A 14,935-nucleotide genomic window follows, 5' to 3' on the forward strand; every position below is an offset into this window, starting at 1 on the left:
GCTAAGCGCCGCGTATCTGGCGCGTGCTATGCGGCAGCGGCCGCCGCAACGCCGAACTCCTCGCTGTCCGCCTGGGCACCGTCGTCGAACACCAGGCGGCGCTCAGGCCAGCGCATGGCGGCAAGCTTGAAGCGCTGCTGCGGGTCCTCGCCCGCCAGGCGGGCATTCCAGCGGCCACCGACCGAGTAGTCCACGCAAAACACATTGCCGCGCCGGCCGTGCCAGGACAGTGGGCCCGTCTGGCCGAACAGGTTCTCGGCCTGGGCGCCGTGGAAGGACGGGCCGCCGCGATTCAGGCGCCGCCAGTAGTGGCCCACGACCACGGCCTGGGCATCCTCATATTCGTTCCACCAGGCCACGCGCTCGACGAAGCGCCACTTGCCGCCCGCGTAGAAGGGATTGCGGCATTCGCGCTCCACGCCCGAGGTCAGCACCTTCAGCGGATTGACCATGGCCTTGGCCAGTTCGCTCTCGCTGTGCGCGGGCAGGAAGGGCGGCAGCCAGTTGCGGTCTTCCAGGTCATGCGGCCATTGCCGGCGCTCGGCGCGCATGCGCTCGGCCACCTTGTTGACCTGGGCCTGCTGGGCGGCCACGGCCTCGAAGTGGTCATAGGCGCTGCGCGCGCTGCCCGGCGGCAGCTCGCGCGCCATGGCGATCTGCTGCGGGCGCCAGGCCGCGTGGACCACGCGCAGGTCCTCGCGCTCCATGGCGATGGGCAGCCGCTCCAGCAAGGCCAGGGTGTCGGGGATATCGCACAGCGGCATGCGTGCGAACGGGGCGTACTTGGGTGTGTCGGAGGCCACGCGGCTGTCGAAGAACCAGCCGGAGCCGTCCTTGGCATCCTCGCGCAGCAGGTTGATTTCGTGGTTGCCGAGCACGGCCAGCGCATGGCCCGACTCCAGCATGGGCACCACGCGGGCCAGCACGCCCGGGCTGTCTGGACCCCGGTCGCAGAAGTCGCCCACGAAGACCAGGCGCCTGCCCTGGGGGTGGCGGCCCAGCACGTCGTAGCCCAGGTGCCCCAGCAGATGCTCCAGCGCTTCGGCTTCGCCATGGATGTCGCCGACGATGTCGAGCGGACCGGGGGGCAGGGGCTGGACGAGGCTCATGGCGGAAAGATGCAAAAGACGGCGCAGGCTTGGAAAACCGACATTATTTGCACAGACCCGCCGTGCCCGCCAGCCCCGTTTGCGACAGGACCGTGTCAGCGCCGTTGCAGGCGCACAAAGCTGTAGGGCAGGCCATTGGCTGCCACATGGCCGCTGCGCGAGACTTCCTGCCACTCGGGGCCCGGCGTGGGCGCGAAGGCGTCGCCTTCGTAGTCGCGTTCGATTTCAGTCACCTCGATGCTGTCGGCCAGCGGCAGGGCCTGGGCGTAGATCTGGGCACCGCCCATGACCCACACGTCGGCGGATGCCTGGCGGCCCAGCGCCAGGGCCTGCTCCAGGCTGGTGGCATGCAGCACGCCCGGGGCGGCTGGCTCGGGCGCCCAGTCCGCCTGGCGCGTGACCACGATGTTGGTGCGCCCGGGCAGCGGCCTGAAGCGGGCCGGCAGCGAGTCCCAGGTCTTGCGGCCCATGACCACGGCCGAGCCCTGGGTCAATTGCTTGAAGTGCACCAGGTCCTCGGGCAGGTGCCAGGGCATGGCATTGTCCTTGCCGATGACGCCGTTGGCGGCGCGTGCGTAGATGAGATGGATGGCCATCGGGCGGGTCTTTCTGCTGCCTCAGACGGCCACGGGGGCCTTGATGGGCTCGTGGTGCTGGTAGCCGACGACCTCGAAGTCCTCGTACTCGTAGCCGAAGATGGAGTCGGGCCGGCGCTTGATCTGAAGCGTCGGGTAGGCGAAGGGCTGGCGCGCCAGCTGGGTCTCGACCTGGGTGAAGTGGTTGTTGTAGATGTGGCAGTCGCCGCCGGTCCAGATGAAGTCGCCCACCTCCAGGTCGCATTGCTGGGCCAGCATGTGGGTCAGCAGCGCGTAGCTGGCGATGTTGAAGGGAACGCCCAGGAAGATGTCCGCGCTGCGCTGGTACAGCTGGCAGCTGAGCTTGCCGTCGGCCACGTAGAACTGGAAGAAGGCGTGGCAGGGCATGAGCGCCATCTGCGGCAGGTCGGCCACGTTCCAGGCGCTGACGATGATGCGGCGGCTGTCCGGGTTGCTCTTGAGCTGCTTGACCACTTCGGCGATCTGGTCGATGTGGCCGCCGTCCGGCGTCGGCCAGTTGCGCCATTGCACGCCATAGACCGGGCCCAGGTCGCCGTCCTCGCGGGCCCATTCGTCCCAGATGGTGCAGCCGCGCTCCTGCAGCCAGCGCACATTGCTGTCGCCGCGCAGGAACCACAGCAGTTCCAGGATGATGGACTTGAGGTGCACCTTCTTGGTGGTGACCAGCGGAAAGCCTTCGGACAGGTCGAAGCGCATCTGGTGGCCGAACACGCTGCGCGTGCCCGTGCCGGTACGGTCGGTCTTGGACACGCCGTGCTCGTACACATGGCGCATGAAATCTTCGTACTGGGAGCGGGCTGGGCGGGGCGCAGGAGTCGTGTTCATCTTCCGGATTATCCCTTGATGAATACGGCGCCTTGTCCGACGGTATCCATGCCCCTTGAAACAAGGTCTGGCGCCCCGGGTGCGAAAATGCCCGCAGACTGGTGCCGGTGCATTGCCCAGGCTTTCGCACCGGCGTCACCGCTTTTTTCGCATCCGCTTTGACAAGGAGCTTGCGCATGTCTTCCATGCTCTCCCCCTGGCAGGCCGCCGTTGCATTGGGTGTCGCCATGCTGGCGCTGACAGCCTGCGATCCGCGTTCTCCCTCCGTCCCGACTCCCAAGGCCGCGCAGTCCGTCGCACTCGATGTGGCTGCACCAGCCCCGGAATTGGTGCTGGCGTTTCCCGCGCGCACGCGCATGCCCTCCACCGCCAAGGCGGGGGAGCCCGGCCTGGACAGCCTGGCCGAGTACGTGGGCAAGTATCCCTACGACGGCACCAACTACCTGGAGCAGGGCGTGCTGGCCGACCGGCTCAAGGCGCTGCTGGGCACCAGCTACCCGACCCTGCTGAGCAATATGCGTACCGTGGGCCCGCTGACCAAGGAAGGAGATGTCTGGAGCATCGTCGGCCTGCGCCCGCACCAGGGCGGCGAGGAAATGGGCGCCATCGTGATCGATCCCGCCCGCAATGCCCTGCGCGTGTGGCTGCTCACCGGCGGCAAACAGTCCGACTTCTCCGATGCGGCCGGCGCCGACATCGCCTGGCCCGAACAGGTCAACAAGACGATGGCCAATATCGAGGCCAAACCGGTTTCCTGACAAGGCAGGCACGGGCCGCTCCTGGCTCAGGACGGCGCGTGCAAACCCGGCGCTGCCCCAGAAGGGGCGGCGTTGCGCTCAGGAGGCTTGCCTTGGCAGGATGCAGCCCGGGTTCATCAGTCCCTGCGGGTCCAGCGCCTGCTTGATGGCGCGCATCATGCCCAGCGCCACGGGTGACTGGTACTTCTGCAGCTTGTCCACCTTGAGCGCACCCACGCCGTGCTCGGCCGAGAACGAGCCGCCGAATTCGGCCACGGCTTCATAGACGAGGTGGTTGACCAAGTGCTCTCGCTCGTTGAGGAAGGCCTTGGCGTCACCGCCCTCGGGCGCCTGCACGTTGTAGTGCAGGTTGCCGTCGCCCAGGTGGCCGAAGTTGACCAGGCGCACGCCAGGGATCTCGCGTTGCAGCACGGCATCGGTGTGCTCGACGAAGGCGGGGATGCGCGATGCGGCGATGGAGATGTCGTGCTTGATGTTCAGGCCTTCCTCGGCCTGGGCCAGCGGAATGCTTTCGCGGATGTGCCACAGCTCATGGGCCTGCGACAGGCTTTCGGCCACCACAGCGTCGAGCACGCAGCCGTCCTCGAAGGCCAGCTCCAGCAGCGCCTCGAAACGCTCGCGCGCATGCTGCTCGGACTCGCTGTCCGAATTCTCGACCAGCACGTAGTAGGGCGGCGCGCCGATCAGCCCGGCAAAGGGCACGCGCAGCTGGGGCATGTGCTTGATCACCAGCGACAGCGCGAACTGGCCCATGACCTCGAAGCCCGTCAGGCCCGCGCCCAGGTACTGGTGCGCCATGCCCAGCAGGCGCACGGCCGCTTCCATGGAGGGCACGGCGGCGAAGGCCGTGAGCTGGGCCGCAGGCTGGGGGAACAGCTTCATGGTGGCGGCGGTGATGATGCCCAGCGTGCCTTCGCTGCCGATGAACAGGTCGCGCAGGTCGTAGCCGGTGTTGTCCTTGCGCAGGCCCTTGAGGCCGTCCCAGATCTCGCCCTGCGGGGTGACCACTTCCAGGCCCAGGCACAGCTCGCGCGTGTTGCCGTAGCGCACCACCTGGGTGCCGCCCGCGTTCGTTCCCAGGTTGCCGCCAATGGTGCAGCTGCCTTCGGCGGCCAGCGACAGCGGGAACAGCAGGCCCTCTTTCTCGGCAAGCTCCTGCAGGCTTTGCAGGATGCAGCCGGCCTCGACGGTGAAGCTCAGGTTGTCGCGGTCGATGTTGCGCACGGCATTCATGCGCGTGAGGCTGAGCACGACCTGCGTGCCGCTGTCGTCCGGCGTGGAGCCCACCGACAGGCCGGTGTTTCCGCCCTGCGGGATGATGCTGGTGCCTGCGGCCGCGCATTCGCGCACCACGGCGGCCACCTCTGCCGTGCTGGCCGGGCGCACCACGGCCAGGGACTTGCCGCGCACGCGGCGGCGCCAATCCTGTTCGTAGGCCACAAGGTCGCCCTCGGTGAGGACATGGGCTTCGCCGACGATCTGGCGCAGGCGTTCAAGCAGTGCAGTCATGTTGCAACTTCTTTCAAAGACGTGAAGGCATGAAAACGGGGGGCTCAGCCGCCGGCCGCCTGGGCCGCGCGGCGCGCGCTGCGCTGGCGCCAGCGCACATGCAGGGCGCAGGCGGTGAACAGCATCAGGCACAGGAAAACTTCGAGCAGCGCCAGCCAGCGCCCGGGCGCGGGGTCGCTCCAGGCGCGCACCACGCCCTCGGTGAAATAGATCCACACCAGCAGGCTGACCCAGCGGTAGGTGTACATGCGGTGCTTGAGCAGGCCGATCAGCGGAATCGCCAGCGGCAGGGCCTTGAGCACCAGCCAGGAGCCTCCGGGCCGCATGGGCGCCAGCCACAGTTCCCAGGCCAGGCTCAGCACGATCAGGCCCATGAGGCTGGAGACCGCCAGCCAGCGGGTGGCGGCGACGTCGGCGCCGGGGCTAGAAATGGAATCAGTCATCGGGGTGGCATCATATCGGCCATGGTCTTGACCTTTGAACATGTGATTGCTTGGATGGCCGCTCCCGCTGCAGACATGCGCCTTGCGGCGGAGATGTGGCGATGAGCGGCGGCCCCGAAAAGGAGCCCGTCGATGGCCTGGAGGATGGCTCCCTGGCGCTTCCCGTTCCTGCCCGGGAGCGCGGCCTGTCCCTGGCCGAGCCGCCCGAGCCTGCGGTGCCGAGATCGTGGCGCGAACGCTGGCGCTGCTTTCCATGGCGCAATACCGCACACACGCTGCGCGAACGCTTTCGCGAGGACCGGCTGGGCGTGACCGCCAGCAGCCTGACCTTCACCACGGTGCTGGCCCTGGTGCCGTTCTTCACGGTGGCGCTGGCGCTGTTCACGGCCTTTCCCATCTTCTCCCGCGTGCAGATCGTGCTGGAGCGCTGGCTGATCGACAGCCTGATCCCCGAAACCATCGCGCGCCAGGTGCTGGGCTATCTGACGCAGTTCGCCTCCAAGGCCAGCCAGCTGGGCATGGCGGGGTTTTCCATTCTGGTGATCACGGCGGTGGCGCTGATCCTCACCATTGACCGCACGCTCAACAACATCTGGCGCGTGCGCCAGTTGCGGCCCCTGGGCCAGCGCGTGCTGATCTACTGGGCGGCGATCACGCTGGGCCCCCTGGTGCTGGGCCTGAGCCTGGTGCTGTCGTCCTATGTGATGTCGGCCTCGCGCGGGCTGGTCAATGCGCTGCCCGAAGGCTTGCGCTTCATCTTCGATTCCATCGAGTACCTGGCGCTGGCCGCTGGCATGGCGGGCCTGTACCACTACGTGCCCAACACGGCGGTGCGCTGGCGCCATGCCTGGGTGGGCGGCCTGTTCGTGGCCACCTGCATGGAGCTGGCGAAGAAGGCGCTGGGCCTGTACCTGGCCTCGGTGCCTACCTATTCGGTCATCTACGGCACCTTCGCCACGCTGCCCATCCTGCTGATCTGGATCTACATGGCCTGGGTCATCGTGCTGCTGGGCGCCGTGGTCACGGCCTACCTGCCCATCGTGATGGCGGGCGTGCAGCGCATGCCGGGCCAGCAGGGCTGGCAGTTCGAGATGGCCGTGGAGATCCTGCAGTACCTCGCACAGGAGCGCGAGTCGCCCGCCAAGGGCTTGTACGCCAGCGATCTGGCGCGGCGCCTGCGTGTGGACTGGCAGCAGATCGATCCGGTGCTGCAGGCGCTGTCGGTGCTGGACTGGGTGGGCACGGTGCAGGCCCCCGGCACTGTGGCGGCCAGCGAAGGCCCCGAGCCCCGCTACATGCTGCTGGTGGAGCCCCATCGCACGCCGCTGCAGCCGCTGGTGCAGCGTCTGCTGCTGGCGCCGTCGCCGGCCGTGCAGCCGCTGTGGGATCGCACGGGGCTGGCAGGCATGACGCTGGCCGATCTGCTGGAGCAAAGGCCGCAGGCTCCGGTCTAGAGCGGGATGCGGCCCGTCAGGATGTCGCGCCACATCACCCAGTCGCCGCGAAAGCTGTAGAGCGGGCGCTTGAAGCTGGCGGGCCGGTTCTTCTCGAAGCCGAAATGCCCTATCCAGGCAAAGCCGTAGCCAAACAGCAGGCCGCCCAGCAGGAACCAGAAATTGCCGGTCAGGAACAGCGCGAACAGGCACAGCAGCGCCAGCGTGGAGCCCACGAAGTGCAGGCGCCGGCAGGTGCGGTTGCTGTGCTCCTGCAGGTAGAACGGATAGAACTCGGCAAAGCTCTTGAACTGGCGCGGGTCCACGGCAGCCTGTGCGGCGCCGGGCAGGGGAGCGGAAGCGTGTGACATGGCAGGCCTTCGCAAGCATGGGGTAGGGTCAACTTATACGCTGCTGCCTTGCCGCTCACCATCGGAGGAACCCGCGCGCCCAGGTTCGCAAAAGCTGCCCCGAGAGAGACAAAAGCTGCCGCATTCCGCCCTGCGCGTCGCCACGGTGTCGCCCTCTGGCGGCATGCGGGCGCATGATGTCTGCCGGGCCGGCGCTGACCGGCATGGAGTTTTTCGATGCCTTCCTCCTGCATGACCGACATCCCCGCATCCCTGAGCGAAACCCGCATTTCCACGCCCCAGGGCAGCATCTACGTCAGGCGCTGGCAGGCGCCGGCGGCCGGCGAAGAGTCCCTGGCCCGCGCGCCCATCGTGCTGCTGCACGACTCGCTGGGCTCGGTGGCGCTGTGGCGTGATTTCCCGCAGCAACTGGCCGAGGCCACGCGCCGCGATGTGCTGGCCTACGACCGGCTGGGCTTTGGCCAGTCCGACCCCTATCCGGGCACGCTGGGGCCGGGCTTTGTGGCCCGGGAGGCAGAGACCGTGTTTCCGGCAGTGCACCAGGGGCTGGGCCTTGGGGATTTCATCGTGCTGGGCCACAGCGTGGGCGGCGGCATGGCCGCCATGGTGGCGGCCCGATACGGCACGCAGTGCAAGGCGGTGGTCACGGAGTCCGCCCAGGCCTTCGTGGAAGATCGCACCTTGCAGGGCATTCGTGCGGCCCAACAGGATTTCGCCCGGCCCGGCCAGCTGGCGCGCCTGGAGAAATACCACGGCGACAAGGCCGCCTGGGTGCTGTCTGCCTGGGTCGATACCTGGCTGTCGCAGCCATTTGCCGACTACCGGCTGGACGAGGCGCTGGAGCGCGTGCGCTGCCCGGTGCTGGCCATCCACGGCGAGCATGACGAGTTCGGCTCCCTGGTCCACCCCGAGCGCATCCGCGACCGGGCGCGCGGCCCTGTGGAGGTGGAGATCGTGGCCGGTGGCGGCCACGTCCCCCACCGCGAGCAGCCCGAGCGCATTGCTCAGCGCATCGCCCGCTTCCTGGCACGGGTCTGATCCCGGGTGGGCTTCAGTGGCCCGCCTGGGCGGACGCCGAGAGCTCCGGCGGAAACAGCTTCTTCTTGATCACGGCGTGCACGCCCCAGTTGCCGTCCACCACCTGCGTCACGGCGAAGTCCACGGCCACGGAGATCAGTGATACGGCCTCGTCCTCGTCCAGCCCGTGGGCCAGCATCAGATAGCGCCTTGCCTTGTGGAAAGCGTCACGCATGGCGCCTTCCAGCGATGATTTGCGATAGACCTGGGACTGCGCCTGGCTGCCCAGTTCGGCCAGGTGGTCGGTGAAGCTGAAGCCCTGTATCACCCATTCGGAGCCGGTCTCCAGGAAAGGGTGGTCCAGCTCTGCAAGGAAGCGGTTGTCCAGCGCGGCGCGCTTGTGCACCCGCAGCTCGAAGCTGCCGGTCAGCGAGCATTCGATGGCCGTGCCGCACAGTTCCGAATCGCCTTGGGATGCATGCGGGTCTCCCACCGAAAACAGCGCGCCGGGCACCGATACGGGCAGGAAGAGGGTGGCTCCCTTGCCCGCGCGCCAATTGTCCAGGTTGCCGCCGAAGTAGCTCGGCGGTATGGAGTCGATCAGGCCGGCCTCTCGCGGTGCCACGGCCAGCATGCCGAAATGCGGACGCAGCGGCACGCGTGCCTTGTCCAGCACACCAAAGCGCCGGGTGATGCTGGCGGGGTCCACGGGCACGCCCGGGTAGTCGATGGTCGGATGGACCACGCCGAAGGGGTCGGTCTGCGGCGTCCAGCGGTAGTTGTAGACGGCGCGGGCCGTGGGCTCCTCGGGCAGTGCGTGGTCGATTTCGTAGATGGTGACCACTTCGCGCTGGCGGGGCTCCGTGATCTGGTCGCGGTAGTGAAAGCCCCACCAGGCGGCGGCGTTGCTGCCGAAGACACGGCCGTGGTGGGCGGGGCTGCAGCTGGGGCGTGGCTGCACGTCGAGGATGCGTATCTCCAGCAGGTCGCCAGGTTCGGCCTCATGCACATAGACGGGGCCGGTGCAGATGTGCACGCCGAAGCCCTCGCCCGCGCCGCGGCCGTAGATCGAGGCGTCCATCGGGCCCGCGCCGCGCCGGTCCACGGCCTTCTGGGCTGCGGTCCAGTGGAACACGCTTTCGGCGCCCGGATCGCCTTCGATCATGCGTTCCCAGTCGTCCGAGGCATGCTGGGTCAGCGTCTCCATGGTCACCACGTCACCCGAGCGCACCGAAAGCACGGGCTTGAGTGAACGGCTCAGATAGCCCCAGTGCACGGTCTTGTCGGAGACCGGAAGGTAGTAGTGCTGGGGCGACGCACCGCCATTGTCTGCGTGCGCCGAGCGCTTGGGCACAAGGGCCAGCGCCTGGGCGTAGCGTGCATGGTCGCGCAGCAGGGCCTGGAACGGGCTGTGCGCCAGGCGCGCTGCGGCCGGTTCTGCACCCTGCGCAGCGCTCTCGGCGGGCGAGGGGCGTCCGCGCTGGCCGGGCGGCGCATCCTGCACGCGCGCCGGACTGGCGCGATAGGCCTTGGGGGACAGGCCATAGCGGGCCGTGAAGGCACGGCTGAAGTTGGCGGCATCGCCAAAGCCCCAGCGAAAGCACAGCTCGGCGATGGAGCAATGCTGCAGCGAGCGGTTGCTCAGATCCATGCGGCAGCGCTCCAGCCGGCGTTCGCGCAGGTAGGTGCTGAAGCTGGTGGCCGCTCCCTTGAACAGCTTTTGCAGATAGCGCGTGGACAGCCCCTCGGCTTCGGCGATGGCATCGATGGACAGCTCGGCATCGCCCAGCCGGGTTTCGATGGCGCGGCAGATGCGGCGCAGATGGCCAAGCTGCACGGCGCTGGGCGGCTCGGTCGCCTCGGCCTGCTCCTGGTCGGGATTGCCGGCGCGCGGTGTCAGGCAGGTGACCAGCATGTCGGTGAGCGTGGCCTCCACGGACAGCAGATCGTCCTGTGCCAGTGTGTCGATCTGCTCTGCCAGTGAGGCCGCCATTGCCATGCACATGGCCCCCACACCGCCTGTCCCGCCGATGTGCCTGGCCTCGGGCGGGCACGAGCGCAGCAGGCGCAGCAGAAAGCTCGAGGACTCCAGCCGCGCAAGCAGCAGGCGGCCGTCGCCGGGCAACTGCAGCTGCCAGTCCCGGTCTGACTCCAGCAGCAGCGCGGAGCCGGCCTTGAGCGGGAACGCGGCGTCCTCGACCACCGCATCGGCGCTGCCTTGCAGCAAGGCGCACAGCAGCAGGCCCGGGCCGCGCAGCCGCTTGGCCACGGCCCGCAGCGTCAGTGGCGAGGTGGCCAGCGTAATGAATACCGATCCCAGTGGCGAGCTGCGCAGCGCCAGGTGGGTGGCCGGTGGCGTGGGCGCTTCGCCATGGATGTCTGCCCTGGACAGCGCCTCATTGAGCGCAGCCTGCCGCAAGGCATCGGGAAATGCGTGGGTGGAAAAGCGTCTTGGATCGTCGTGCATCAGGGGCGAACTATGAACTGCCGCGTACTGCCTGTCCAAGCCCGGCGCACCGGATGGCAGCCGCGACAAGTTTTTGTGCGCGCAGGAACAACCGGCCTGGACATGCTCGCCTGGACACTGGCGCTGCCGGCACCGATCCACAACAGCAGGAGTATTTTCGATGACCATCCCCCACCAAGAACATATCTGCGGCCCGGGCTGCCAGCACGGTGCTTCGCCAGCCGATGAGACGCTGATCCGCGAGGAATTCCAGGTTGCACGCCGTTCCTTCCTGCGCGACGCCATGGTGGTCGGTGGCGGCGCGGTCTCGGCCGGCGCCATCAGCGGTGCGATGGCACCGTCCCGGGCCTTTGCCCAGGGTGCGCCTGGCGCCCGGGCCGGCCAGGGCATGGCCAGCCACTACTACATTCCCGCCTCTGCCAGCACCGTGCTCTGGGGTTACTTCAGCAGATCGGCCAAGCCGGTGGTCGAAGTCGAATCGGGCGACTACGTGACCATGGAGACGCTGACCCACCATGCCAATGACGATGCCGAACGCATGGTCCGGGGCGACCCTGGCGCCGAGAGCGTGTTCCACTGGGACAGCCAGCGCAAGAACGTCGATCGCCGGGGCGCCGGTCCCATGGATGCCAAGAACGGCGCAGGTGGAGGCCAGGGCGTGCACATCTGCACGGGGCCGGTACGCATCAAGGGCGCCCAGCCCGGCGATGTGCTGGAAGTACGCATCATTGATGTGGTGCCGCGCCCCTCGGGCAACCCGCAGTTCAAGGGCCGGACCTTCGGCAGCAATGCGGCGGCGAACTGGGGCTTTCACTATGGCGACACGCTCACCGAGCCCCGAAAGCGCGAGGTGGTCACCATCTACGAGGTGGATGCGACCGGCGAGCGCAACTGGGCCCGCGCCGTCTACAACTACCGCTGGACGCCGCAGACCGACCCCTTCGGCGTGGTCCACCCGACCATCGACTATCCGGGCGTGCCCGTGGACCACCGCACGATCAGCAAGAACGAAAACGTGCTGCGCAATATCCGCGTTCCCGTGCGCCCGCATTTCGGCACCATCGGCGTGGCGCCGGCCGAGGTGGAGATGGCCAGCTCCATTCCGCCCAACCACACGGGCGGCAACATCGACAACTGGCGCATCGGCAAGGGGGCGACCATGTATTTCCCCGTGGCCGTGCCAGGGGCCAACTTCACCGTGGGCGATCCGCATGCCTCGCAGGGGGACTCCGAGCTGTGCGGCACGGCCATCGAGTGCTCGCTGACCGGCACCTTCCAGTTGATCCTGCACAAGAAGGCGGACCTGCCTGGAACGCCGCTGGCCGAGCTGGCCTATCCGCTGCTCGAAACCCAGGACGAATGGCTGCTGCACGGCTTCAGCTACGCCAACTACCTGGCGGAGCTGGGGCCGGATGCGCAAAACCAGATCTTCAAGAAGTCTTCCGTGGACCTGGCTCTGCGCGACGCCTATCACAAGATGCGCCACTTCCTCATGACCACCCAGGGGCTGGGAGAGGACGAGGCCATCTCGCTGATGTCGATTGCCGTGGACTTCGGCATCACCCAGGTGGTGGATGGCAACTGGGGCGTGCACGCGCTCGTGAAAAAGAGCATCTTCCCCGCGCGCGGCGCGTGAGTGAGTGCGTGAGTGCGTGAGTGCGTGCCTGCCTGCCCTGCGGGCAGGACCCGGCCGGTCTCAGCGCGCCAGGAAATCCCGGATGGCGAACAGCGTCTGGTCGGGCGCCTCGGTCATCTGGTTGTGGCCGCTGGGCAGGTGCACGATGCTGACCTGGCGCTGCGCGGCCCGGGCCGCCTCGATCAGGCCCTTGGCGGCCTTGGGCGGCGTCATCTGGTCCTGCTCGCCCAGGGCGAACAGGACCGGACATTGCAGCGCCGCCATGGCCGCCTCGCCGCCCGCATAGCTGTCGCAGGCCTTGAAGCCGGCGTGCAGCAGGTTGGTGCGGTCATTGCTGGCCAGCACGCGCCGGCCCAGCGCCATGCCGGCGCCGAACACCCAGCTGCCTGCGCCGCTGGGTGGCGCCAGCGTGGCGCGCGAGAACACATTGACCATGCGGATGGCCTGCTCTGGCGCGCTCAGTGCGGAGTCCAGCAGGGCGGGCGAGACCTTCATCGGGTAGGCCGTGCCCACCAGCACCAGGTGGCTGACGCGCGCGCCCAGCCGCGCGGCCGCTTCCATGGCGATCAGGCTGCCCCAGCTGTGGCCTACCAGCGCAGCCTTCTCGATGCCTGCCGCATCCATGAGCTGGCCGATGAAATCCGCCGCCGCCTCCACGCTGGCCGGCGCATCGCCTGCGCTGCGGCAGTGGCCCGGCAGGTCTATGGCCAGCACGTTCCAGCCGTGGTTGGCCAGGTAACGGCTTTGCAGTGCCCAGACGCTGTGGTCGCACAGCACGCCGTGGATGAGGATGGCCGTCGGCTGTGCGGGATTGAAGGCCTTGCCGCCGGTATAGGCGTAGATGGCGTGGCCGTGAACATCGATCTTCATTGTTGGTGTCTCCCTTGCCGATTCACGCGGCCTTCTCGGCCGCCTTGAGGGCGCGCTTGAGGTCGTCGATCAGGTCGTCTGCGTCTTCCAGCCCGATGGACAGGCGTATCGTGCCCTGGCCGATGCCGGCCTGGGCCAGCGCCTCGTCGCTCATGCGGAAGTGCGTGGTGCTGGCAGGGTGGATGACCAGGCTGCGGCAGTCGCCCACGTTGGCCAGGTGGCTGAAGACCTTGAGCGTCTCGATGAACTTGCGGCCCTGGTTGCGGTTGCCCTTGATGTCGAAGCTGAACACCGAGCCTGCGCCGCGCGGCAGCAGCTTCTTGGCGAGCTGGTGCGAGGGATGGGTATCGAGCAGCGGGTGGCCCACGCGGCCCACCAGCGGATGGCTGGCCAGGAATTGCACCACCTTCTCGGTGTTGCGGATATGGCGCTCCATGCGCAGCGGCAGCGTCTCTATGCCCTGCAGGATCAGCCAGGCCGTGTGCGGGCTCATGCAGGCGCCGAAGTCGCGCAGGCCTTCGCGGCGTGCGCGCAGAAGGAAGGCGCCAGTGCTGCTTTCCTCGCTGAACACCATGTTGTGGAAGCCGTCGTAGGGCTCGGTCAGCTCCGGGAAGCGTCCCGACTTTTCCCAGTCGAAGCTGCCGCCATCCACCACGATGCCCCCGACCACGGTGCCGTGGCCCGACAGGAACTTGGTGGCCGAGTGGTAGACGATGTCCGCGCCATGCTCCAGAGGCTTCATCAGCCAGGGCGAGGTCAGCGTGGAGTCCACCAGCAGCGGCACGCCGGCCTCATGCGCGATGGCGCTGATGGTGGGAATGTCGAGCACGTCCAGGCCCGGGTTGCCCACGGTCTCGCCGAAGAACAGCTTGGTATTGGGCCGCACGGCGGCGCGCCAGCCGTCGATGTCGCCGGGCTTGACGAAGGTGGTCTCTATGCCGAAGCGCGCCAGCGTGTAGTGCAGCAGGTTCTGCGAGCCGCCGTACAGCGCCGTGCTGGCCACGATGTGGCTGCCCGCGCCCATGAGCGTGGCCACCGACAGGTGCAGCGCCGCCTGGCCGCTGGCCACGGCGATGGCGCCCACGCCCCCTTCCAGGGCCGAGACGCGCTGCTCCAGTACGGCGTTCGTGGGATTGGAGATGCGGCTGTAGACGTGGCCGGGGCGCTCCAGATTGAACAAAGAGGCCGCATGGTCGCTGGACTCGAAGACGAACGAGGTCGTGAGGTGGATGGGCGTCGCGCGCGCACCGGTGGCGGGGTCGGGCTGTGCGCCCGCGTGCAGCGCCAGAGTGTCAAAGCCGGGATCCGAGTAGCCGGGCATTCCTGTCTCCATGGTTGTCAAGGCAAGCGGGCATTGTGGGCTATATTTCCCGGCAGACATGGGCTTGCCGCAACCACGGCGACACAGACAATCTTGGAGATACGGCATGAAAGTAAGTGACATCCTGCGCGTCAAGGGCAACACCCTCTACACGGTGTCGCCGGACGAAAGCCTGGCCAGCGCGGTGCAGGTGATGTCCGAGCGCGATATAGGCTCCCTCGTGGTCATGGAGCACGGCGACGTGGTCGGCATGCTGACCTTCCGCGAAGTGATCCAGGGCTTCGTCAAACACGGCGGCGTGGGCGAGACGCTGGTGCGCTCGGCCATGGACGACGCTCCCATGACCTGCACCATGGAAACCGACATGGACGAGGTGCGCCGCATGATGCTGGACCGCCATGCGCGCTACATGCCGGTGATGGACAAGCGCATGCTGATGGGCGTGATCAGCCTGTACGACGTGGCCAAGGCCGTGGTGGACAGCCAGAACTTCGAGAACCGCATGCTCAAGGCCTATATCCGCGACTGGCCCGAAGGCGAGCGCCAGGGCGCGGACTGA

The 14,935-nt window shown here is 67.7% G+C and carries 14 protein-coding genes; 5 read left to right on the plus strand and 9 right to left on the minus strand.

What is annotated here, in order from left to right; genetic code table 11:
• Positions 1-26: 26 nt before the first annotated feature.
• From ACRSCF_RS08475 to ACRSCF_RS08485, 3 genes are all read right to left on the minus strand, one after another.
• Positions 27-1,109: a metallophosphoesterase gene (locus tag ACRSCF_RS08475; protein WP_154833820.1), complete on the minus strand. Its 1,083-nt coding sequence runs from the start codon at positions 1,107-1,109 to the stop codon at positions 27-29.
• 95 nt (positions 1,110-1,204) lie between these two features.
• A complete protein-coding gene (locus tag ACRSCF_RS08480; protein WP_034367306.1) occupies positions 1,205-1,705 on the minus strand; it encodes a dihydrofolate reductase in 501 nt (166 codons plus the stop codon).
• A 21-nt stretch (positions 1,706-1,726) separates the two neighbouring features.
• Positions 1,727-2,551 carry a thymidylate synthase gene (locus ACRSCF_RS08485; protein WP_034367309.1) on the minus strand — a complete coding sequence of 275 codons (825 nt, stop codon included), beginning with the start codon at positions 2,549-2,551 and terminating at the stop codon, positions 1,727-1,729.
• 176 nt (positions 2,552-2,727) lie between these two features.
• On the opposite strand from ACRSCF_RS08485, the gene ACRSCF_RS08490 reads away from it, so the two are divergent.
• On the plus strand, positions 2,728-3,309 hold the full coding sequence (locus tag ACRSCF_RS08490) for a hypothetical protein (protein WP_016447509.1): 582 nt from the start codon (positions 2,728-2,730) through the stop codon (positions 3,307-3,309).
• A gap of 78 nt (positions 3,310-3,387) precedes the next feature.
• Here ACRSCF_RS08490 and ACRSCF_RS08495 read toward each other — a convergent pair whose 3' ends face one another.
• Together ACRSCF_RS08495 and ACRSCF_RS08500 are read right to left on the minus strand one after the other, a co-directional pair.
• A complete protein-coding gene (locus ACRSCF_RS08495) occupies positions 3,388-4,818 on the minus strand; it encodes an FAD-binding oxidoreductase (RefSeq protein ID WP_017406726.1) in 1,431 nt (476 codons plus the stop codon).
• Positions 4,819-4,862: 44 nt separating this feature from the next.
• Positions 4,863-5,261 carry a DUF2069 domain-containing protein gene (locus ACRSCF_RS08500; protein WP_034367312.1) on the minus strand — a complete coding sequence of 133 codons (399 nt, stop codon included), beginning with the start codon at positions 5,259-5,261 and terminating at the stop codon, positions 4,863-4,865.
• A gap of 101 nt (positions 5,262-5,362) precedes the next feature.
• Here ACRSCF_RS08500 and ACRSCF_RS08505 point away from each other — a divergent pair, with 101 nt between their 5' ends.
• On the plus strand, positions 5,363-6,715 hold the full coding sequence (locus ACRSCF_RS08505) for a YihY family inner membrane protein (protein ID WP_034367315.1): 1,353 nt from the start codon (positions 5,363-5,365) through the stop codon (positions 6,713-6,715).
• On the opposite strand, the gene ACRSCF_RS08510 is transcribed toward ACRSCF_RS08505, so the two are convergent.
• Entirely contained in the window at positions 6,712-7,065 is a 354-nt protein-coding gene (locus ACRSCF_RS08510; protein WP_016447505.1) for an Mpo1-like protein, read from the minus strand. The genes ACRSCF_RS08505 and ACRSCF_RS08510 overlap by 4 nt on opposite strands.
• Before the next feature lie 216 nt (positions 7,066-7,281).
• Between ACRSCF_RS08510 and ACRSCF_RS08515 the strand changes: the two genes are divergently transcribed.
• A complete protein-coding gene (locus ACRSCF_RS08515; protein ID WP_016447504.1) occupies positions 7,282-8,103 on the plus strand; it encodes an alpha/beta fold hydrolase in 822 nt (273 codons plus the stop codon).
• A 13-nt stretch (positions 8,104-8,116) separates the two neighbouring features.
• Here ACRSCF_RS08515 and ACRSCF_RS08520 read toward each other — a convergent pair whose 3' ends face one another.
• Positions 8,117-10,549, minus strand: a complete 2,433-nt coding sequence (locus tag ACRSCF_RS08520; protein ID WP_046239075.1) for an acetamidase/formamidase family protein — start codon at positions 10,547-10,549, stop codon at positions 8,117-8,119.
• 160 nt (positions 10,550-10,709) lie between these two features.
• On the opposite strand from ACRSCF_RS08520, the gene ACRSCF_RS08525 reads away from it, so the two are divergent.
• Positions 10,710-12,185, plus strand: a complete 1,476-nt coding sequence (locus ACRSCF_RS08525; protein ID WP_034367320.1) for an acetamidase/formamidase family protein — start codon at positions 10,710-10,712, stop codon at positions 12,183-12,185.
• Between the two features lie 60 nt (positions 12,186-12,245).
• On the opposite strand, the gene ACRSCF_RS08530 is transcribed toward ACRSCF_RS08525, so the two are convergent.
• Both ACRSCF_RS08530 and ACRSCF_RS08535 read right to left on the minus strand, forming a co-directional pair.
• Positions 12,246-13,055: an alpha/beta fold hydrolase gene (locus ACRSCF_RS08530; protein WP_034367322.1), complete on the minus strand. Its 810-nt coding sequence runs from the start codon at positions 13,053-13,055 to the stop codon at positions 12,246-12,248.
• A gap of 22 nt (positions 13,056-13,077) precedes the next feature.
• Positions 13,078-14,376, minus strand: coding sequence for an O-acetylhomoserine aminocarboxypropyltransferase (locus ACRSCF_RS08535; protein WP_017406117.1), 1,299 nt, complete (start codon positions 14,374-14,376; stop codon positions 13,078-13,080).
• 106 nt (positions 14,377-14,482) lie between these two features.
• Here ACRSCF_RS08535 and ACRSCF_RS08540 point away from each other — a divergent pair, with 106 nt between their 5' ends.
• A complete protein-coding gene (locus ACRSCF_RS08540) occupies positions 14,483-14,935 on the plus strand; it encodes a CBS domain-containing protein (RefSeq protein WP_012206758.1) in 453 nt (150 codons plus the stop codon).

It is taken from the genome of Delftia sp. 11MD, assembly GCF_050907895.1.
Taxonomy (GTDB): Bacteria; Pseudomonadota; Gammaproteobacteria; order Burkholderiales; family Burkholderiaceae_C; genus Comamonas; species Comamonas tsuruhatensis.

What these genes read in the sequence shown, in the direction of transcription:
- ACRSCF_RS08475 (WP_154833820.1), bottom strand. Translation starts at nt 1,109, where the DNA reads ATGAGCCTCGTCCAGCCCCTGCCCCCCGGTCCGCTCGACATCGTCGGC.
- ACRSCF_RS08480 (WP_034367306.1), bottom strand. Translation starts at nt 1,705, where the DNA reads ATGGCCATCCATCTCATCTACGCACGCGCCGCCAACGGCGTCATCGGC.
- ACRSCF_RS08485 (WP_034367309.1), bottom strand. Translation starts at nt 2,551, where the DNA reads ATGAACACGACTCCTGCGCCCCGCCCAGCCCGCTCCCAGTACGAAGAT.
- ACRSCF_RS08490 (WP_016447509.1), top strand. Translation starts at nt 2,728, where the DNA reads ATGTCTTCCATGCTCTCCCCCTGGCAGGCCGCCGTTGCATTGGGTGTC.
- ACRSCF_RS08495 (WP_017406726.1), bottom strand. Translation starts at nt 4,818, where the DNA reads ATGACTGCACTGCTTGAACGCCTGCGCCAGATCGTCGGCGAAGCCCAT.
- ACRSCF_RS08500 (WP_034367312.1), bottom strand. Translation starts at nt 5,261, where the DNA reads ATGACTGATTCCATTTCTAGCCCCGGCGCCGACGTCGCCGCCACCCGC.
- ACRSCF_RS08505 (WP_034367315.1), top strand. Translation starts at nt 5,363, where the DNA reads ATGAGCGGCGGCCCCGAAAAGGAGCCCGTCGATGGCCTGGAGGATGGC.
- ACRSCF_RS08510 (WP_016447505.1), bottom strand. Translation starts at nt 7,065, where the DNA reads ATGTCACACGCTTCCGCTCCCCTGCCCGGCGCCGCACAGGCTGCCGTG.
- ACRSCF_RS08515 (WP_016447504.1), top strand. Translation starts at nt 7,282, where the DNA reads ATGCCTTCCTCCTGCATGACCGACATCCCCGCATCCCTGAGCGAAACC.
- ACRSCF_RS08520 (WP_046239075.1), bottom strand. Translation starts at nt 10,549, where the DNA reads ATGCACGACGATCCAAGACGCTTTTCCACCCACGCATTTCCCGATGCC.
- ACRSCF_RS08525 (WP_034367320.1), top strand. Translation starts at nt 10,710, where the DNA reads ATGACCATCCCCCACCAAGAACATATCTGCGGCCCGGGCTGCCAGCAC.
- ACRSCF_RS08530 (WP_034367322.1), bottom strand. Translation starts at nt 13,055, where the DNA reads ATGAAGATCGATGTTCACGGCCACGCCATCTACGCCTATACCGGCGGC.
- ACRSCF_RS08535 (WP_017406117.1), bottom strand. Translation starts at nt 14,376, where the DNA reads ATGCCCGGCTACTCGGATCCCGGCTTTGACACTCTGGCGCTGCACGCG.
- ACRSCF_RS08540 (WP_012206758.1), top strand. Translation starts at nt 14,483, where the DNA reads ATGAAAGTAAGTGACATCCTGCGCGTCAAGGGCAACACCCTCTACACG.